The sequence below is a fragment of the Pseudomonas sp. 4CAES_32.4 genome (genome assembly GCF_058136335.1).
The window spans coordinates 2,164,194-2,184,096 of the sequence record NZ_CM176882.1; the positions used below are offsets into that span (position 1 = coordinate 2,164,194).

14 protein-coding genes are annotated in these 19,903 nt (G+C 59.4%); all 14 read left to right on the forward strand.

Annotated features, from left to right (window positions below):
• Positions 1 to 39: 39 nt before the first annotated feature.
• Complete coding sequence (locus AC3Y64_RS09770) at positions 40 to 2,421, forward strand: fimbria/pilus outer membrane usher protein (RefSeq protein ID WP_489987264.1); 2,382 nt, start codon at positions 40 to 42, stop codon at positions 2,419 to 2,421.
• A 29-nt stretch (positions 2,422 to 2,450) separates the two neighbouring features.
• Entirely contained in the window at positions 2,451 to 3,185 is a 735-nt protein-coding gene (locus tag AC3Y64_RS09775; RefSeq protein WP_489987265.1) for a fimbrial biogenesis chaperone, read from the forward strand.
• A complete protein-coding gene (locus AC3Y64_RS09780) occupies positions 3,182 to 4,204 on the forward strand; it encodes a fimbrial protein (RefSeq protein WP_489987266.1) in 1,023 nt (340 codons plus the stop codon). The genes AC3Y64_RS09775 and AC3Y64_RS09780 overlap by 4 nt, the downstream gene beginning before the upstream one ends.
• 113 nt (positions 4,205 to 4,317) lie before the next feature.
• On the forward strand, positions 4,318 to 5,505 hold the full coding sequence (locus tag AC3Y64_RS09785; RefSeq protein WP_489987267.1) for an EAL domain-containing response regulator: 1,188 nt from the start codon (positions 4,318 to 4,320) through the stop codon (positions 5,503 to 5,505).
• A gap of 154 nt (positions 5,506 to 5,659) precedes the next feature.
• On the forward strand, positions 5,660 to 6,286 hold the full coding sequence (locus AC3Y64_RS09790; protein ID WP_283437058.1) for a response regulator transcription factor: 627 nt from the start codon (positions 5,660 to 5,662) through the stop codon (positions 6,284 to 6,286).
• Positions 6,287 to 9,922, forward strand: a complete 3,636-nt coding sequence (locus AC3Y64_RS09795) for a transporter substrate-binding domain-containing protein (protein ID WP_489987268.1) — start codon at positions 6,287 to 6,289, stop codon at positions 9,920 to 9,922. It begins immediately after the preceding gene.
• A gap of 128 nt (positions 9,923 to 10,050) precedes the next feature.
• Entirely contained in the window at positions 10,051 to 10,464 is a 414-nt protein-coding gene (locus tag AC3Y64_RS09800) for a DUF4398 domain-containing protein (RefSeq protein WP_489987269.1), read from the forward strand.
• A gap of 10 nt (positions 10,465 to 10,474) precedes the next feature.
• Complete coding sequence (locus AC3Y64_RS09805) at positions 10,475 to 11,248, forward strand: OmpA family protein (RefSeq protein WP_489987270.1); 774 nt, start codon at positions 10,475 to 10,477, stop codon at positions 11,246 to 11,248.
• A 152-nt stretch (positions 11,249 to 11,400) separates the two neighbouring features.
• Positions 11,401 to 13,536, forward strand: coding sequence for an autotransporter outer membrane beta-barrel domain-containing protein (locus tag AC3Y64_RS09810; RefSeq protein ID WP_489987271.1), 2,136 nt, complete (start codon positions 11,401 to 11,403; stop codon positions 13,534 to 13,536).
• A 141-nt stretch (positions 13,537 to 13,677) separates the two neighbouring features.
• Positions 13,678 to 14,088, forward strand: coding sequence for a hypothetical protein (locus tag AC3Y64_RS09815; RefSeq protein WP_489987272.1), 411 nt, complete (start codon positions 13,678 to 13,680; stop codon positions 14,086 to 14,088).
• Positions 14,089 to 14,189: 101 nt separating this feature from the next.
• On the forward strand, positions 14,190 to 15,398 hold the full coding sequence (locus AC3Y64_RS09820) for an EAL domain-containing response regulator (protein ID WP_489987273.1): 1,209 nt from the start codon (positions 14,190 to 14,192) through the stop codon (positions 15,396 to 15,398).
• An 89-nt stretch (positions 15,399 to 15,487) separates the two neighbouring features.
• Positions 15,488 to 15,910 carry a chemotaxis protein CheY gene (locus tag AC3Y64_RS09825; protein WP_489987274.1) on the forward strand — a complete coding sequence of 141 codons (423 nt, stop codon included), beginning with the start codon at positions 15,488 to 15,490 and terminating at the stop codon, positions 15,908 to 15,910.
• A 134-nt stretch (positions 15,911 to 16,044) separates the two neighbouring features.
• On the forward strand, positions 16,045 to 16,671 hold the full coding sequence (locus AC3Y64_RS09830) for a response regulator (RefSeq protein ID WP_489987275.1): 627 nt from the start codon (positions 16,045 to 16,047) through the stop codon (positions 16,669 to 16,671).
• 10 nt (positions 16,672 to 16,681) lie between these two features.
• A complete protein-coding gene (locus tag AC3Y64_RS09835; RefSeq protein WP_489987276.1) occupies positions 16,682 to 19,900 on the forward strand; it encodes a transporter substrate-binding domain-containing protein in 3,219 nt (1,072 codons plus the stop codon).
• The last annotated feature ends 3 nt before the right edge of the window (positions 19,901 to 19,903 follow it).

Genomic DNA, 19,903 nt, shown 5'->3' on the forward strand with positions numbered 1-19,903 from the left:
TCTTGCGTGTTGATCTCCTGTGCGCGTTATTCAAACGCCGTGGAGTTTAATTCGGAGTTCCTGAATATCGATAAAAGCGACGATATCAGTCTCGGACAGTTTGCCCATGCCCAATACACCGTGCCTGGCCGTTATTTGCTGGATATTACCGTTAACCAGCGTTACTTCGGCTCGCGCTCGATCGAGTTCAAAGGCGGTGATAAGCCAGACGAAAGTTACGCTTGTCTGCCCGAAGATCTGGTGGCGACCTTCGGTCTCAAGCCTGCGTTGCTGGACAGCCTGCCGCGTCTGGCTGACGGTCAATGCGTGGATCTGCGCGGCATTGAAAATGCGTCGATCAAATACATGAAAAACCTTGGGCGGCTGTCGATCAGCCTGCCGCAGGCTACCTTCGAATACGACGACCCCAACTACATTCCGCCTGCCGCCTGGAGCGACGGGCTCAATGGCGCATTGCTCGACTACCGAGTGATCGCCAACAGCCGCGAAACCAATACGCCGTCCGGCGATTCGCGTTCATTACAGAGCTACGGCACGGCGGGGATCAACCTCGATGCCTGGCGCATTCGCGCGGATTATCAGGCACGCCAGGAGTCCGGTAGCCAGAGCAATGATTCCCATGGCGAAGCGTTCCAGTTGAATCGTTTGTACGCCTACCGGGCGTTGCCCTCGATTCGTTCGAAGCTGTCGGTGGGCGAGGATTATCTGAACTCCGACGTGTTCGACACCTTCGCTTTACGCGGTGCGACCCTGAGCAGCGACGACCGCATGTTACCGCCGAACCTGCGCGGTTATGCGCCGCTGATCAGTGGCGTGGCGCGTACCAACGCGACCGTCACCGTGTCCCAGCAGGGCCGTGTGTTGTACTCGACCACGGTGACGCCGGGCGCCTTCAGCATTCAGGATCTCAACAGCAGCGTGCAAGGCACCCTGGACGTGACCGTGCGCGAAGAGGACGGCACCGAGCAGACGTTCACCGTGGCCACTGCCGCCGTGCCGTTTCTGTCCCGTGAAGGTGAGTTGCGCTACAAGGTGTCCGCCGGTCAGCCGCGCTTGACCGGCAATGGCGGCACTGAGCCGGAGTTCGTTGCCTCGGAAGCAGCCTATGGTCTGCCAAGGGACTGGACGATTTACGGCGGCTTGCTGGCCGCCTCGGGTTATCAGGCGAACGCCATTGGTATCGGTAAGGATCTCGGCGTCTTCGGCGCGGTCTCCGGTGACGTCACCACCTCCCGCGCAAAGCTGCGCTGGAGCGGTGAAAGCGTGGTCGGCAATTCCTACCGGATCAACTATTCCAAGCGTTTCGATGCGATTGGCACCGACCTGCGCTTTTTGGGGTATCGCTTTTCCGACAAGACCTTCACCAATTTCTCGCAGTTTGTCGGCGATGCGGATTCCTATGCGTTGAACTCCGGCAAGCAGCGCTATTCGGTGACCGTGGCCAAGCATTTTTCCTGGTTGTCGACGAGTTTCTCCTACGACCACTCGACCTACTGGGACGCACCGGCAGCCGATCGCTTCGGCATGACCGTGGCGCGCAGTTTTTCCCTCGGCAACGTCAAGAACATCAACGTCAATGTCTCGGCCTACCAGACCCAGAACAGCCGACAGAACGACTCGCAAATCTATCTCGGCGTGACCGTGCCTCTGGGCGGCAACTCGATGCTGTCGAGCAACTTGCAGCGCTCGGATAACGGCAATTCGTCAGCCAGTGTCGGTTACAGCCACGACGACGGCGAAGGCGTGAATTATCAGCTGTATGGCGGCGTCGGCGACAACCGCTACGTCAACGCTTACGTCGGCAAACGCGCATCGAGTTACCGCGCCAATGCGTCGGTCTCCACCGATGGCAGCACTTATCGCTCGCTGACCGGCGAACTCGACAGTTCCTTGGTCGCCACCCGTTATGGCGTGTCGGCCCATGGCAACGGCACCAACGGTGATACGCGCTTATTGGTGTCCACCGACGGCGTGCCGGACGTGGCTTTCACCGGCCAAACCCGCACCAACGGCGAGGGCTACGCGGTGATGGACGGCTTGCCGTCGTTTCAGGCGTACGAAGCGCGGGTCAACGTCGAAAAGCTGCCGCTCAACACCCAAGTCTCCAACCCGATCCAGCGTCTGGCGCTGACCGAGGGTGCCATCGGCTACGTCAATTTCGCCACGGGCCAGGGCCACAACGCATTCGTGGTGTTGACCCGTGTTGATGGCAAACCGGTGCCGTTCGGCGCATCGGTGCAAGACAAAAACACCAACAAGGAAGTGGGCATCGTCGGCGAGGCGGGCGTCACTTATCTATTGGGCATCAAGGCAGGGGCTGAACTGGTAGCGCGTTGGGATGACGCCGGCCAATGCAGCCTGGCCAAACTCCCTGAGGAAGACGTGGTGACCAACGTCGCCAAGCCTGCTCAGTGTCTGTAACCGCGTCTTCCAATGAATTCGGAGTCACCATGTCTCGTTTTACTGTGTTAACCGCTCATCGTCTGTGGCTGGCCGTCGGCCTTTGTCTGCCGCTGCTGGCCAGCGCCGCCGTGGTGCCGGATCGCACCCGTCTGGTGTTCGAAGAGAGTGCGCCGTCCGTGAGTGTTACGGTCAGCAACAAGAACCCGCAGTTGCCGTTCATTGTGCAATCGTGGATCGAGAACGAGAGCGGTCAGAAGGTCACGTCACCGTTCATGGTCCTGCCGCCGTTGCAGCGTATCGAGCCGAACGAAAGCAGCGTGCTGCGCATTGTGAAATTGCCCGAGCTGGCGTTGCCGACGGATCGTGAATCGGTGTTCTATCTGAATATTCGCGAGATCCCGCCGAAGAGCCAGGCGGTCAACTCGATGCAGATTGCCTTGCAGTCGAAGATCAAGTTGTTCTATCGCCCGGCGGCGGTGAAACGCGAACGCGGCGAAGACCTCGCGCTGGGTCTGAATCTGAAAATCGATCCGGCGGCAAAACAGCTGATTGTCGATAACCCGACGCCGTTTCACATCACGGTGGTGGGCCTGCTCGCCGGTCCGGAAAAAACCAGAATGCCGATCGACACGGTGATGATCGCGCCACGCGGCAACGCGCGGTTTGCCCTCAGCAACACCTCGTTCAACACCTTGCGGGTGTCGAACATGAATGACTTCGGCGGTCAGTCCGACACGCTGTTCAACTGCGTGGCGAACGTCTGCAAGGGTGTGAAACCGTGAGGCTGCGCACGGCGCTGACCCGGCTGACGGTGGCGGCGCTGCTGATGATGGTTTCCCAATTCGCTTCGGCGATGGCCTGTAAAGCGCTGGACGGGAGCAGCAGTCTGAGCGAATACATCGGTCCGGTGTCGGTACCGGACACGGTGCCGGACGGCACGATCATCTGGCGCTCGAAAACTCATGTGGTGCCGGCTGATTGCTGGAAAGCCTTCGATATCCACTTCAGAGAGGACGATCCGATCTATTTCTATGGCAACCCGGCCGGGCTCAATGCCACGCCGTGGGGCATCGAATTTGGCCTGGTCTATCGCGGCGTGACAGCTTGGGACGGTGACTGGAGTTCCAATCCGACCCAAGGTGTGAACAGCGGTTTCATTTCCCGGGGTTGCCCGGAGGCAACCAGCGATGCCGACATGGCTGCCTGCTCGCGGGTGAGGCCAAGCATTGCGTTTCAGGTGGTGATCCGCAAGCGTGGGCTGTTGCCGTTGCAGCGGCCCTCGCAAGACACCTACGACGTCTTTCAGTTCGACGGCCTCTATGGCTTGAATGGCGGGCCGGGCAATCCGTTCGGCAACTTTCGTTTTCAACTTTCCGGCTTGCAGAACATCGTCGGCACGGCGTGCACCGTCGATGTCACAGTGACACCTGAGCCGGGGATCGTCGATTTTGGCGTGATTCAGAAAACCACCACCGGGTTCTCGCCGCCCAATCCGAGCCGACCCTTCAGCCTTGCGCTGGAAAAGAAGTGCAGCAGTGCAATCAACATCGGTGCAACGTTTGTCACCGCCAATCAGCAGGGTCTTTACAACATTCTGCCGACGGCGGGCAGCCAGTTCGGCATTCAGGTGCGCGATGCCCGCAACAACCTGGTACAGGTCAACGAACCATTCCCTTTGGCGAATTTCCCGGCGGACGTCAGCCATATCGATGTGCCGTTCACCGCCTCGATGGTAACGCTGGGTGATCCCGAGGTCGGGCCATTCGAAGCGATCATGGTGGTGCAGATCATTTATTACTGAGGCGGGCACTCCTTGGGAAAATTCCTACACGGACGCAGGATTAGTCCTTCGTTCTTTTTTGCCTTCGCGGGCGACTATCCCGTTCCCCGGGTCGATTGAGTGATGAAAGAACGATGGCCTCCCCACGAATTCTGGTGCTGGAAAATCATGATTTTGCCCGCAACGTGCTGGTCAGAATGCTGCACCAGCTGCGTGTGCATGACGTGTTGCAAGCAGCGGATGCCGAACAGGCCATGGTGCAGATCCACCTGCAAGGTGGGGTTGATATCGTGATGTGTGATTTGACGGATCGCGGCATCGATTGTCTGGAGTTCCTGCGTCTGGCCAGCCACAGCGGCATGGTGCGGGCGGTCATGCTGTGCAGCGAGTTGCCCCCGGAGATGAGTCGCACCCTGGGGCAGATGGCGTCTCTGGCAGGTTTGCAGTTGCTCGGTGTGTTGAGCCGGCCGATCCAGTTGCGCGACTTGAATCGATTTTTGCAACGCTACAGTCGCGCCCGTTCCGTGCCGAAAATGATGTCGGTGAGCAAAGAGCTGCCCAGCGAGGACGAGGTCCGTCGCGGGCTGGCGCTGGGCGAATTCCGCGCTTGGTTCCAGCCGCAGTTTCAACTGCACAGTGGCCGGGTCAGCGGCGTCGAGGCCCTGGCGCGCTGGGAGCATCCGGCTCGGGGCACTTTGTTGCCTTGTGACTTTCTCGCCGCCGTGTTGGCCTATGACCTGACCGACCAGATGTTCAAGCATTTGCTCGAGCAAGGCCTGAGCCTGCTGGGGATCCTGCGGCACCGGGGCGTCACCCTGGAACTGTCATTCAACCTGCATGCTTCGCAACTCAATGACAACGCATTGGTGGAGCACATCAAGCAGGCACTGGAACGTCATGGCCTCAAGGGTTCGGTATTGATGTTCGAAGTGGCGGAGAACGGCTTGCTCGATTGTCCCGCCGGCACTCAGGAAAATCTGCTGCGTTTGCGTCTGTTGGGTTGTGGCTTGGCGGTCGACGATTTTGGTGTGGGATTTTCCTCGCTCAAGCTGCTCTGCCAATTGCCTTTCACCCAAATCAAACTCGATGGCCGGTTTGTTCAAAACCTGGATCGCCAGCGCAACCGCGCAATGGTCGCCAGCACGCGGGTGCTGGCCCGGTCATTGGGCATGGATCTGGTCATCGAAGGCGTCAGCGGTCCCAAGGTGCTCGAACGCTTGCTGGCGTTGGAATGCGAGATCGGCCAGGGCTATTACCTGGCTCGCCCCATGAATGGGCACGATCTGCTGAAGTGGCTGGAACAACCGGAGGACTCGCGCTGATCATCGCCGATTTTGTGCAGTGATTTTCAAGAAACTTCCTACACTCCAGTGATGCTCGTGTATTTTCGACATGCGCATTGTCTGGACCGTTGTCTCATCGTTGTTCGTGGCGTTGCCGATATCGTGCACCGACGTGTGTCCTACAGGGGTTTTTATGCTTAAAGCGATCATCGTGGACGATCATCCGTTCATACGTTCTGCGGTCAAAATGCTGTTGAAACAAGAGCACTTCGACGTGGTAGCAGAGGCGGACAACGGGGCCGATGCCGTGCAACTGGCCCGCGAGCACAAGCCGGACCTGATCATTCTGGATATCGCGATGCCCAAGCTCGACGGCCTGGAGGTGATTTCGCGAATCAGTGCACTGAACCTGCATTGCAAGATCCTCGTGCTGACGTCGCAGTCGGCGCAGTTCTATTCCATGCGCTGCATGAAATCCGGGGCGGCCGGGTACATTTCCAAGACCAATGATCTGGACGAACTGGTCAAGGCGATCAAAGTGGTGATGGACGGCTATACCTTCTTCCCCAATCTGGCCAGCAGTTCGGTGCGCCGCAGTGATGCCCAGGCCACGGACCTGGAACTGATCCAGAGTCTGTCTGACCGCGAGTTGACCATCCTGCAGCAACTGGCCAAAGGTTTGAGCAACAAGGAAATCGGCGAAGCCATGCTGTTGAGCAACAAAACCGTCAGCACCTACAAGACGCGTCTGATCGAAAAACTCAACGTCAAGTCGGTGGTGTACCTCGCTGATTTTGCCAAGCGCAACAACCTGCTCTAGATGATTATTTTCGTCAGAAAGTGCCTGGCCGGCCTGCTGCTGTTCGGCTCTTTGGCCGGCATGCAGGTGATGGCTGGCCCGCCACCGGATACGTTGCAGTTGCTCGGTCGTTCGGACGTGACGGAATACGCTACCTCGCTGGATGAACCCGACTGGAGCTGGTTGCGCCGCAAAGGCACGCTGCTGCTCGGCGACAGCAGCCCCGATTACGCGCCCTTTGCAATCACCGGCAACGGTAACGATTACGAGGGCATGACGGCCGATTACGCCCGGTTGATCGGGCAATTGCTGCACGTCAATATCGAGGTTCGGCGTTATGCCTCACGCGGTGATCTGTTGGCTGCGTTGAAAAACGGCGAGATCGATATGATCGGCACCGCCAACGGTTTTGAGGCGGCGGATCGGGAACTGGCAGTCTCCTTGCCTTATGCCGACGACAATCCGAGCCTGGTGACCCGCATCGACGAGAGTCATAACCTGCCGGAAGATCTGGCGGGCAAGCGGGTCGCGATGCTCTATCACTATCTGCCGCCGGAAACGGTCAAGGCGTTTTACCCCCACGCCAACGTCCAACTGTACCCGTCGACGCTGACCGCTATCGGCGCGGTCGCGTTCGGTCAGGCGGACGTGTATCTGGGCGACCTGCTCAGCTCCAATTACCTGATCAAGAAGAACTACCTCAACAACGTCCAGCTCAGCGATTTTTCGCGCATGGAAACGCAACCCTTCAGCTTCGCCGTGACGCGCGACAACAGCCAATTGTTGCGCGTGCTCGATGCTGCGCTGAAGGTTATTCCGATTGACGAACGCATGAGCATTCGTCGTCGCTGGAGTGTGGGTGGCGTCGCCATTCCCGGGCAGCATGTATTGCATTTCAGCGTCAGGGAACAGCGTTGGCTGGATAAACATCCGCGCATCAAAGTGGCGATCAACGAGAATTTCCTGCCACTGACGTTTGTCGACGAGGCCGGCAAGTTCCGTGGCATCAGTGCCGATGTACTGGCCAAGATCAGTCTGCGCACCGGCTTGCAGTTCGATCTGCAGCGCGTGGATTCGGTCGGCGATCTGATCAAGCAGGTGAGCAGTGGCAAAGCCGATATGCTGGCGGCGTTCACCCCCAGCACTGAGCGTGAGGGAGAGCTGCGGTTCACCCGTCCGTACCTGATCAATCCGTTTGTCCTGGTCACCCGCCTCGACGGCGAGCCGAAAACCCTGGATCAGATGGCCGGCAAACGCCTGGCGCTGATTGCCGGCAACGTCCTGCGCGAATACCTCGTCGAGCAGTATCCCAATGTGCAACTGATACCTGCGCAAAACGCTATCGATGCCATGGAGATGGTGGCTCTGGGCAAGGTCGACGGCGCGATCAACTCGCTGATCAGTGCCCGCTACATGATCTCGCGTCAGTACCGCGACAGCTTGCAGGTTTCCAGCACCGTCGGCACTCAGCCTGCGCGTATCGCGCTGGCGACCAATCGCGGAGCGCTGGAGTTGTATTCGATCCTCGACAAGGCCTTGTTGAGTATCAGCCCGGAAGAAATGGACGAACTGACCAATCGTTGGCGCAGTGAAGTGGTGGTCGACGACAGTTATTGGCTGCGCAATCGCGGCATGATCATTCAAGGCTTTGTGATTGCCGGTGTGCTGTTGTTGGTGGCGCTGGGCTGGATCGCCTATCTGCGTTTGCTGATGCGCAAGCGGCGACAGGCCGAGGTCGCACTGAACGATCAGATGGAGTTCATGCGCGTGCTGATCGATGGTACGCCGCACCCTATTTATGTCCGTGACCGTCAGGGCCGGTTGGTGACGTGCAACAGCGGTTACCTGCAAGTGTTCGACACCGAGCGTGAAGCGGTGATCGGCAAGACCGTGACACAAGGGGTGTTGAGCGATCCGCTGCAGGCACAGACCTATCACGATGATTATCTGCACGTGATGGCTGAGGGGTTGCCGAGCATCCACGACCGCAGCCTCACGCTGGCGGACGGTCGACACCTGACGATCTACCACTGGATGCTGCCGTACCGCGACAGCGAGGGCACCGTCTGCGGCATGATCGCCGGCTGGATCGATGTCAGCGAACGCCAGCACCTGTTGCAGGAACTGCAAATCGCCAAAGACATCGCCGATGATGCCAACCGTGCCAAGACCACTTTCCTGGCGTCCATGAGCCACGAAATCCGTACGCCGATGAACGCCATTATCGGCATGCTCGAGCTGGCACTGAAAAAGGCCGATCAGGGCATGACGGATCGTTTCGCCATCGAGGTGGCCTCGGGCGCCGCGCGCGGTTTGCTCGATCTGATCGGCGATATTCTCGACATTGCCCGGATCGAATCCGGACGTCTGACGCTGGCGCCGCAGCGCGCCAACCTGCGTGAACTGGTTGAGTCGGTGGCGCGCATCTTCGAAGGCCTGGCACGGCAGAAACAGTTGCGTCTGCAACTCGATCTGGATGCCCTGAGCAATGTCGATGTGCTGATCGATCCTCTTCGCTTCAAGCAAGTCCTGTCGAACCTGTTGAGCAACGCGATCAAATTCACGGATGCCGGGCAGGTTCATTTGGGCGTTCAGGTCGACGCTACGAACGATGAGCGTCTGAGTTTGTGTCTGCGGGTCAACGACAGCGGTCGCGGGATCTCCCATGATGATCAGGCGCAGTTGTTCAGTCCGTTCTCCCAGGCGGGCAACCATGGCCAGTCGGCTCGCAGTGGTTCGGGCCTGGGGCTGGTGATCAGTCGCACGCTGTGCGAAATGATGGGCGGCAGCCTGAAGCTGTCCAGTGAGTTGGGGCAGGGCACGCAAATTGAAGTGCGCCTGAGTCTGCCAACCCTCGAGCCGCTCGTTGCCCTGCCGGTCGAGGAGATCGAACCGGTGCGCAGCCAGCACAGCCTGAATATTCTGGTGATCGACGACTACCCGGCCAACCGCTTGTTGCTGGCCCAGCAGTTGAACTATCTGGGCCATCGGGTGACGGACGCTGAAGATGGCGCCCACGGTTTGCGCGCATGGCGCAATCAGGTGTTTGACGTGGTCATCACCGACTGCAACATGCCGATCATGAACGGCTATGAACTGGCCCGGGCGATCCGTGATGAAGAAGCCGCGCGAGGCCTGCCGCGCAGTCTGGTGCTCGGCTTCACGGCCAATGCGCTGGCCGAGGAGAAGGATCGCTGCGCCGAAGCCGGCATGGACGATTGTCTGTTCAAACCGATCAGCCTCAAGGACTTGAATTTGCGCCTGGTTGCCATTGTTCCACAGCAACGTGCAGCGGCACCGGAGCCGCTCGCCGAGCGTGCGGACGACGATATCGATCTGGCCAGCCTCGAACAATTGACGCGTGGCGACAAAGACTCGATCAACAGTCTCTTGACCGATCTGGCCACCAGCAATGCCCAGGACATGGCCAAACTGATGCGCCTGTTCACTCAGCATGACATGCCGGGTCTCGCTGACCTCGCACACCGGGTCAAGGGCGGTGCGCGGATCATCAAGGCGCAATCGCTGATTCAGGCCTGTGAGGCGCTGGAACTCGCCAGTGCAGGGCTGGACACCCTCGTGTTGACTGAAGCGGTAGATACCCTTCAGCAGGCGATGGAGCATTTGTCCGGGCAACTGGACGCGCATCTGGCGTAACCGTTTTTTCCCACTTTCAGTCCACTCTTGCGAATTTTCCTACATTCGTCATTTACCTCTGTCGCTAACGTGCAGTGGTCTCGGTGAGAAGCCGAGCCCACTTCACTAGTTAACGTCTGGAGCTGTTGATGACCCTTCCCCGTATGTCTTCCCGTGTACGCCTGGCCGTCAGTGGACTGGCCATCGCGGCCGCCTTGAGCGCCTGTGCCAGTGCGCCGATTCCTGAGCAGCAGATCACGCTGGCCAAGGATGCGGTCAACCGTGCGGTCTCGGCAGAAGCGACGCAATATGCCCCGCTGGAAATGAAGTCGGCGCAGGACAAGATGTTCCAGATGGAACGCGCCCTGGGCGAGAAACAGTACCCGCAGGCCAAGCTGCTGGCCGAGCAGATCGAAGCCGACGCCAACCTCGCCGAGCGTAAATCCCGCGCGGTGAAATGGCAGAAACAACTGACCGATGCCCGTAGCGGTATTCAGGTGCTCAAGCAGGAAATGCTGCAAGACCCGGTCACCGGTTTCAACCCGCCAGCCAGCGCTCAATAAGGACACGCCCATGCCAAACTTCAAACTGTTGCCTGTCGCTTCATTGTTCGCGGTCATGCTCGCCGGCTGCGCCACACCACCGGAAAATCCGCAACTGCTGCAAGCGCGCGCGCAATTCAGCGCGCTGCAAAGCAAGCCTGAATCCAGTACGCTGGCGGCCATTGAAACCAAATCTGCGTTCACGGCGCTGAACGCGGCCGATCAGGTCTCGCAAAAGGATCGCAAGGCACCGCAGATCGACCAACTGGCGTATCTGGCCAGCCAGAAAATCGCCTTGGCCGAACAAACCATTGCCGGCCGTCAAGCGGAAGCCGGGCTGAAAAAAATCGATGCCGAACGCACGCAGGTGCAACTTGATGTGCGCACCCAGCAGTTGAAAGCGCTGCAAGCGATGAAGGCAAAACAGACCGATCGTGGCCAGGTCGTGACCTTTGGTGATGTGTTGTTCGACACCGGCAAGGCTGACCTGAAATACGGCAGCCAGCGGCAGTTTCAGCAATTGGCCGACTTCCTCAACGACAACCCGGAGCGCAAGGTGCGGGTCGAAGGATTCACCGATGATGTCGGCAGCGAAGGGACCAACCAGCGACTGTCCGAGCGTCGTGCCGCTTCGGTAGCCCGGGCGCTAACGAAGCTGGGTGTCGATCCCCAGCGCATCCTGACCCAGGGTTACGGCGAGGAGTATGCGGTTGCCGATAACGGTAATGCGGCCGGTCGGCAGCAGAACCGTCGGGTCGAAGTGATTGTGTCGAACGGCGCCGCAGCCGTGAACGCCCGTAACTGATTTCGAAGGCTGCCAGTCGTTCGCCTGCAATGGGCGAACGGCTATTCAAGTGTGACGAGAGCAGGAAATTTCCTACAAACAAAGGGAAATTTCCTGCTCTTTTTTTCTCCCCCGATCTCTAAATTCGCTACCTCATCACTGAGGTACGAAGCATGAAGATTGTCCCGGCAAAAACCTGTCCTGCACTGACCCTGTCACCCTTGGCTCTGGCCATCGTCATGTTGATGCCGGTGCATGCGCAAGCCTTCACTGCAACCGTCAACAATGGCGCTGTGGTCGATGGCGAAACCGTTACCGGTGGCCAGCAGAACGTTGGCGATAACGGCACCGCCAACAACACCTTGATTGAGTTGACGGGCACCCAGGCGGTGTTCCGCGATGGCGTGTCGAATGACGCGACGGTACTCGGCAGTCAACGGGTGCAGAGCGGCGTTTCCAACCGCACGGTGGTGGGCGCCACGGGGTCGCAGTTGGTCTCGACGTCCGGCATTGCCAACGACACGGTTCTCAATGGCGGTTCGCAAACCGTACAGACCGCCAACAGCTTCGCCAACCGTACGGTGATCAATCAGGGCGGGGTACAGACTGTTCAGCTAACCGCAACGGCGGTGGATACCCTGGTCAACGAGGGTGGGGTGCAGATCCTCACGGATCTGGGCACATCCCAGGGCAGTCGGATTCTCAGTGGCGGTGAGCAGCGTTTAACCACCACCACGTTCGGCGGCGCGATCGCCACGGACACGCTCATCGACGGTGGTGTGCAAAACGTCTATGGCCGCGGCACGGCCAACAACAGCACGGTCAGCAATGGCGGGCAGGTCAATCTGTATGCCGACGCTCAGGCCAACGGGTTGGTCGCCGAAACGGGCGGTACCGTCAACGTGATGGAAAATGCGGTGAAGACCGTTGACTCACTGACTCTCAACGGTGGTCGCCTGGCCTTCGCCCCGAGCAGCGATGGCACTTTCAAGACCTTCACGGTCGGTGCTCTGTCCGGCAGTGGCAGTGTGTTGATGAACAGCGACATCGCCAGTCAGCAGAATGATTTGCTGGTGGTGCAGGGCGTTGGCCAGGCCAGCGGCGATCACACGCTGATCGTCGGCGATTCTGGGCATGAGCCGATGTCGTCGGACGGCCGCTTGCTGCTGGTCGACACCAACGGTGGCGATGCGAGGTTCGGTCTCTACGGCGGACACGTTGATGCCGGTGCATTCCGTTACACCTTGCAGCAGCAGGGCGATGACTGGGTCTTGGCCAGCGCGGGTAACGTTCCGGTGGATCCCGTAACGCCTGTCGACCCGGTAACGCCAGTTGATCCCGTCAATCCGGTGGATCCGGTCGCGCCACCACGGCCAATCGACCCGTCACCTGAGCATTTGTCCAAGGGCGCCAACGCGGCCATCGCTGCACACACCGCTGGTGCCGGTTTGTGGGGCGCGCAGATGAACGCGCTGGTCAAGCGTCTAGGCGAGCTGCGCATGGGCGAGGATGACGGCGGCATCTGGACTCGCGCCATCGGCAAGCGATTCGATATCAGCGAACACTCCAGTCGTGCCTACTCGCAAGATGTCACCGGCCTGGAAATCGGTGCCGACAAGGCGTTTGCAGTAAACAACGGCAAGGTCTACGTCGGCGGCATGCTTGGCACCGCGCGTTCGGATCTGGATTTCGGTGAAGGCGCCACAGGCAATATCAAAAGCCGCATGTTCGGCCTATACGCCACTTGGCTGAACGACAACGGCGTGTATGTCGACAGCGTGTTGAAGTACAGCCGTTTTGACAACGAGATCAAGACGCCGACCAATCTCGGTCAGGCGGTGAAAGGTTCCTACAGCACCAATGGCATCGGTGCCGACATTGAAGTCGGCAAGCGCATCGATCTGAAAGAGGGCTGGTTCGTCGAGCCACAAGTGGAACTGACGGCAACCCGGACCGAAGGCGCGAGTTACACCGCCAGCAACGGCCTGCGGGTCAAATCCGATGATCTGGACTCGTTGCAGAGCCGCGTCGGTTCGCTGTTCGGGCGTAGCCTGGAACTGAGCAATGGCATGAAGGCCCAGCCGTATATCAAAGCGTCGTACGTGACCGAGCACAAAGGCAGCAGCAAGGTCCGCGTCAATGGCAACAAGTTCGATGCCGAGCTTGCGGGCAACCGTGTCGAACTCGGCTTCGGCGGCGTGTTGCAGGTGAGTGAAAAAAGCAAAATCTCGCTGGATGCCGAGTACGCCAAAGGCGAGGGTATCGAACAACCGTTCGGGGTCAGCCTCGGTTATCGCTACCTCTGGTAAATCGAGATCAGCCACGTCGGCTCATTCCGACGTGGTTGATCTCTGGAAATTGCCTCAGAGCATTCCTGGTGTCTTTTCAGATTTGTCCTACAGGTTTTGCTGGCTCTTTTGCCTAGTGTGGCGCCCATCCCACGACGAGCGGTGACCTTTTCTCTCACTGTTGAAAATATGTCCTACAAATGCTGGCGAATACTGATTGTTGACGAGCAGCCTGCGCTGCAAAACCGAATCGGCCAAACCTTCAAGGAACTGGGCTACCGAGGACTGACGCGGGTCCACTCGTTTCGTGAACTGCTGGGTTTGACCCATTATTCCTGCGAGCCCTTTGAGCTATTTGATCTGATGATCATCAACGCTGAACTGATCGTCGCTGCCGGAGTGGACCCTGTTCGGTTTTTTCAGACCAACACGCAGATTCGCCACTGCGTAATTCATGACGCTCGCCGGGGCCAGCCGCAGCCCGAGACGCTTTACGCCAGCCATCGACGTCAATTGATGCTGATCCGTAAAGCCGATCGGGACACGCTTGGCCCTTTGCTGGAGCACTTTTGATGTTTAGCCATACGCTCACCCGGCTCGACACGCTGGCTGAGGATGGCAGCCAGCGGTCGGCGCCAGCGCGATCTTTCCATTCCTTGCCCGAGCCATTCCCCATGCCCGAACTGCCTTTACGTGTCTTAGTGCTGGAAGACCATGCCTTCCAGCGTTCGGTGGCGGTCAACATGCTGCGCACCCTCGGTTGTCGCGAAGTCTTCGAGGCCAGCGACGGCGCACAGGCGCTGGCGCTGCTGCAAGCCGTTGGCACGGTCGATGTGGCCCTGTGCGATTTGCAGATGGAGGGGATGGATGGCCTGGAGTTTCTGCAGCGGGTCGGCGCCACAGGTCAGGTCAAGTCAGTGATCATCAGCAGTTCGCTTTCGGCGGACCTGCGCCGGGCGGTGCATCAAATGGTCGCGTTACTGGGCCTGGAATTGCTCGGGGATGTCGGCAAACCGTTGCATGTTCAGGTGCTGGCCGATTTGCTTGATAAAGCCGTCAATCGACCCGCCATGCCGCAACCACCTGTTGCTGCCATGAAGCTGGCCGACGAAGCCGCTGTGCGTCAGGCGCTCGCTGAGCAGCAATTGCAGGCCTGGTATCAACCCAAGTTCAACCTGCACAGCGGTGAAGTCTGTGGCGTCGAAGTGTTGTGCCGCTGGTTGCACCCGACGCAAGGGGTGATCTCGCCGGCGTTGTTCATGCCGGTACTGGAGCGCTGTGGTTTGCTCGACGAGCTGCTGTTTCTGCAACTCGAACAGGCCCTGACGGTACAGCGTCGCGCCCACGAGCAGGGCTTCCCTTTGAATGTCGCGTTCAATCTGCAGGCCGTTCAACTGGCCAGCGGTGAACTGACGTCGACATTGCGCAGCCTGCTGGCGCGCCACGCCACTTCTGGCGCGAGCCTGACCTTCGAACTGACCGAAAGCGGCCTGCTGGAGGCGCCGGCCACTAGCCTTGAAACGCTGGTTCGCCTGCGCATGATGGGTTGCCGCTTGTCGATCGATGACTTCGGTGCCGGGTTTTCCTCATTGCAGCGGCTTTGCCAATTGCCGTTCAACGAAATCAAGCTCGATGCCGATTTTATTCGCAACCTTCAACACGAGCCACGCTGCCGTGCCGCGATCAGCAGCACACTTGCGCTGGGCGAAACACTGGGCATGAGCGTGGTGATCGAGGGCATCGAAACCGACGCACAACGCCGCGAACTGCTCGCCTTGGGCTGCACACTCGGACAAGGCTATTGGTACGCGCGACCGATGCCCGGCGAGGAACTGTTGAGTTGGCTGCACCAGCGCAGCGATCGGCAAACCTCGGATGAATGAGCGGTTTTTTCGGAAACGTCCTACAGAAGCATCTTTGGGGCTTGCGTAGTCTTGCGCCATCCAGACACCTGACCACCGGGAGATTGATCATGACCAATAAAGCCCTGCGCATTCTGATCGCCGACCCACAGCATTTTCACCGGATGAAAATCGAGCGCTTGTTCAACGCACTGGATTACTACCGTGTCGCCCCGGTGCAAAACCTCGCGGAACTGTTGACCCTGGTTGACTATGGCTGCGAACCGTTCGATGCCGTGGTGATCAATGCCGAGCTGGCGTCCGGCTCGCTGGATCTGCTGGGGTTTTTCCTCGATAACCCGCAGGTTCGCCAGGTATTGATCTACAACGAACCTTCGGCACCCATGAATGCGGCTCTCGGCTTCGCTCAGGAAAACGTGCAGATCAGTCACGCCGCGTTGCCCGGCGTCCAGCTCATCCGACACCTGATGGCAGTGGTCGATGCACCTCGGTGGAAGCAGGACTCTTCCTCGCTGCGACGTGCGTATGCATAGATTTTCATCTGGCACAACTGTCAGGTCTGACAGGTGAATCGAAGCCCGTTCCGTGCAACAGTCTTTGCGCAGCCACAGCGTCAAAAATCATCGACAGCGGTGGCGTCATCGTCATGTCTTGCACTGGAGAACCCATGAAGTCAGCGCTGATCGTCGACGATCATCCGGTGGTGCGTGCCGCCGTCAGGATCGTGCTGCAAACCGAAGGCTTCAAGGATATTCATGAAGTCTCCAATGGCAGCGAGGTGGTGCCGCTGATTCGCGAGTTCAAGCCCCAATTGATCGTGCTTGACCTGCGCTTGCCAGCCCTCGACGGGCTGGATGTGCTGGCTCGAATCAAAGCCAACGACCTGGACTGCCGCGTGCTGATCTTCAGCTCGCACGATCCCTTGTTCTATCAGGAACGCTGCCTGCGCGCCGGCGCCATGGCTTATGTGACCAAAAGCAATCAACTGCAGCAATTGCACAAAGCCATTCAGGCAGTGATGTCGGGTTACACCTATTTCACTTCGCTGCCCGATAGCGTCAATACGTTGAATACCGTGCAACTCACCGAAAAGCAGATGATTGATCAGCTTTCCGATCGCGAGTTGAGCATTTTCCAGCAACTGGCCCAAGGCAAGCCCAACAAGACGATTGCCGAGGACATGCTCCTGAGCCACAAAACCATCAGTACCTATAAAACCCGGCTGATGAAAAAACTCGGGTTGAATTCAGTGGTGCACTTGCGCGGTTTCGCCAAGCGCAACCAGTTGATCTGAGTCGTCCAGCATGAGGGCGGTGTGCCGGGTCTGCCTGCTGTGGTTGAGCGTCATCGCGATCTGCCAGGCGACTGAAACGCCGCAGGTTCTCGAGGTGCTCACGCGTTCAGGTGTGGAGAACGTGCAACTGCGACTGGACGAGCAGGACCGCCAATGGCTGCGGCAGCGTCCCGTGTTGCGCGTGGGCGTTTCCGGACCGGATTATCCGCCGTTCGAAATCACCCGCAATCAGCATGAGCTGGAGGGGCTGACTGCCGATTACGCCGAGCTGCTGGGGCAATTGCTTGGCGTCAGGATCGAAGTCCAACGCTTCAGCAATCGGCAGGCCGTGATCGCGGCACTCAAGGACGGCGAGCTGGATCTGCTGGGGACGTCCAACCAATTCGAAACCGCCGACCCGGAGATTGTGCTGTCCAGGGCCTACGCCGAGGATCAGCCGATGCTGGTGACCCGCGTCGATGATCCGCAGCCAGCGGAACTCGCCGGCAAACGCATCGCCGTCGTCGAGGACTACCTGCCGCTGGCCCGCGTACAGCGGGTCTATCCCCTGGCAGATGTGCGGCGCTATCCCTCGGCGATGGACGCACTAGGCGCCGTCGCGTTCGGTGCGGATGATGTTTACCTGGGCGATTTCATCAGCGCCAATTACCTGATCAACACCAATTATCGCAATGACCTGCAACTGGCCGGGCCGGCGGGTCTGGACGCCAACCCCTTCGGTTTTGCCTTGCTGCGCCGTGATGGTCGACTCAAGCGAGTCGTCGACAAGGCGCTGGCGGCGATCCCCATGGAGCGGCGTCAACGGATCGAGCAACGCTGGAGCGTAGGTCTGGCCGACATGGCCGAACAGTCGCAGGTGCAACTCAGCGCCAGCGAGCAGGCGTGGCTTGAGCAGCATCCGCGTGTGCGGGTCGGAGTCATCGAGGATTTCGCGCCGCTGACTTTTTTTGACGCTGACGGCCGTTGCAGCGGGCTGTCTGCGCAACTGCTGAGCCTGATCAGCCAACGCAGCGGACTGACCATCGACATCGTGCGCGGGAGCTCGCTGGATCGCCAGATCGAACAGCTCAAGGCCGGCGAGATTGACGTGTTGCCCGTGGTAACCCCCAGCAGCGAGCGAGAAGCGGAACTGCATTTTACCCGTGCCTACCTGAATAACCCGTTTGTGCTGGTGGGTGCGGCCACTGGGCAGAGACCGCTTACACTTGACGATCTGCAAGGCAAACGCCTAGCGATTTATCGCGGGCACCCACTGCGCGCCTATTTGTCGGCGCACGCACCGGGCATTCGTCTGGTGGAAGTTACCAGCCCGGCCGCCGGCATGGCGCTGATCGCCAAAGGGCAGGTCGATGCGACGGTGAGTTCGTTGCTGGTGGCGCGTTATCTGATCGCTCGCCAATACCGCGAGCGTTTACGCATCTACGGGACGGTGGGCGATCAACCGGCGCGTATTGCGCTGGCAACGTCGCCACAGGCTACGGTGCTGCACTCGATACTGAACAAGGCGTTGCTCAGCGTTGCGCCTCAGCAAATGGACGAATTGGTTGAGCGCTGGAGCCATGATGTCGTCGTCGAAGACAGCTACTGGCTGCGTCATCGCCGCGAAATTCTGCTGGGATTCGCCGGCGCCGCCGGCCTGCTGGTGCTGGCGCTGGTGTGGATCGGCTTCCAGCGCCGGCAGATTCGCCAGCGTCAGCAATGGTTGCGGCAGTTGCAGCAAGCCAAGGATGTCGCCGATGACGCCAATCGAGCCAAGAGCACGTTTCTGGCGACCATGAGCCATGAAATCCGCACACCGATGAACGCGTTGATCGGCATGTTGGAACTGGCGCTGAAACGTGCCGAAGAAGGTGTGACCGATCGTCTGGCCATACAAGTGGCCTCCAATGCCGGTCAGCAATTACTCGCGTTGATCGGCGATATTCTCGACATTTCGCGGATCGAGTCGGGGCATCTTTCGCTGGCCCCGGAGCGCGCCAATCTGCGTGAGTTGGTGCTCTCGGTATGCCGGGTCTTCGAAGGCCTGGCACGGCAGAAGCGTTTGCTCTGGTCCATCAGTCTGGATGCAAACAGTGACGTCGACGTGCTGATCGACCCGACGCGTTTCAAGCAGGTGCTGTCGAATCTGCTGAGCAACGCGATCAAGTTCACCGACGCGGGCGAGGTGAGGCTGCAGTTGGTCGTGACCGCCAGCGGCGCCGAACGGCTGGCGGTCAGCGTGATCATCGAGGACAGCGGCATCGGCATCAGCGTTGAGGATCAGCAACGGTTGTTCAGCCCGTTCGTCCAGGCCGGCAACAATCCTGAAGCGACCCGCAGCGGCTCCGGACTGGGGCTGGTGATCAGTCGCAGCCTCTGCGAAATGATGGGCGGCACCCTGTGCCTCGACAGCGAACCAGATTACGGCACTCGGGTTGCGGTGCAGCTCGATTTGCCGTTACTGGAGGCGCGGGTGCCGAGCCGGGTGGTGCCAGAGGCCGCCGCTGTATCTGAACGCTCACTGAGTATTCTGGTGGTAGACGACCATCCGGTGAACCGCTTGCTGTTGTGCTGGCAACTGAGTGAACTCGGGCATCAAACGGTCGACACCGAGGATGGCGGCCAAGGCCTGGAGCGTTGGAGGGCGCAACCGTTCGACGTGGTGATCACCGATTGCAACATGCCTCGCTGCAATGGCTATGAATTGACGCGGGCAATCCGTGATGAAGAGGCCGTCAGCGATCGAACGCGCTGTTTGATTCTGGGCTTCACCGCCAATGCCCAGGCTGAGGAGCGCTTGCGCTGTTTCGAAGCCGGGATGGACGATTGCCTGTTCAAACCAATCCGCTTGAGTGATTTGCACCGGGCGCTGGAAAACGTCAGCGACGGCCAACGCGACGACGATGCGATCGACGAACCCGACCTGACGGAAATCGACCTCAGCACGCTGGAGCAGATGGCCGGAGCTGATCATGTGCTGATGGAGCGCTTGCGCAGCGAAGTGTTGAACAGTCTGCACAACGATCTGCAACGTCTTGATGACTTGAGTCACCAGGCTGATCGTAGTGACCTGCGTGATCTGGCCCACCACATCAAAGGCGGGGCGCAAATGGTCGGCGCGGCGCGGTTGGTGTCGGCGTGTGTTGACCTCGAGCGCGCTTGCCGCGCGACAGAAACGGTGGCAGTTGTCCCGGCCATCAACACGTTGCGCGAGGCCATGCAGGGCCTCGCGCAACGCCTTCAGGCTTGAGCG

Excerpts from the sequence above, each read along its gene's own strand:
- AC3Y64_RS09775 (WP_489987265.1), top strand. The coding sequence starts at position 2,451 with ATGTCTCGTTTTACTGTGTTAACCGCTCATCGTCTGTGGCTGGCCGTC.
- AC3Y64_RS09785 (WP_489987267.1), top strand. The coding sequence starts at position 4,318 with ATGGCCTCCCCACGAATTCTGGTGCTGGAAAATCATGATTTTGCCCGC.
- AC3Y64_RS09790 (WP_283437058.1), top strand. The coding sequence starts at position 5,660 with ATGCTTAAAGCGATCATCGTGGACGATCATCCGTTCATACGTTCTGCG.
- AC3Y64_RS09795 (WP_489987268.1), top strand. The coding sequence starts at position 6,287 with ATGATTATTTTCGTCAGAAAGTGCCTGGCCGGCCTGCTGCTGTTCGGC.
- AC3Y64_RS09800 (WP_489987269.1), top strand. The coding sequence starts at position 10,051 with ATGACCCTTCCCCGTATGTCTTCCCGTGTACGCCTGGCCGTCAGTGGA.
- AC3Y64_RS09805 (WP_489987270.1), top strand. The coding sequence starts at position 10,475 with ATGCCAAACTTCAAACTGTTGCCTGTCGCTTCATTGTTCGCGGTCATG.
- AC3Y64_RS09810 (WP_489987271.1), top strand. The coding sequence starts at position 11,401 with ATGAAGATTGTCCCGGCAAAAACCTGTCCTGCACTGACCCTGTCACCC.
- AC3Y64_RS09820 (WP_489987273.1), top strand. The coding sequence starts at position 14,190 with ATGCCCGAACTGCCTTTACGTGTCTTAGTGCTGGAAGACCATGCCTTC.
- AC3Y64_RS09825 (WP_489987274.1), top strand. The coding sequence starts at position 15,488 with ATGACCAATAAAGCCCTGCGCATTCTGATCGCCGACCCACAGCATTTT.
- AC3Y64_RS09830 (WP_489987275.1), top strand. The coding sequence starts at position 16,045 with ATGAAGTCAGCGCTGATCGTCGACGATCATCCGGTGGTGCGTGCCGCC.
- AC3Y64_RS09835 (WP_489987276.1), top strand. The coding sequence starts at position 16,682 with ATGAGGGCGGTGTGCCGGGTCTGCCTGCTGTGGTTGAGCGTCATCGCG.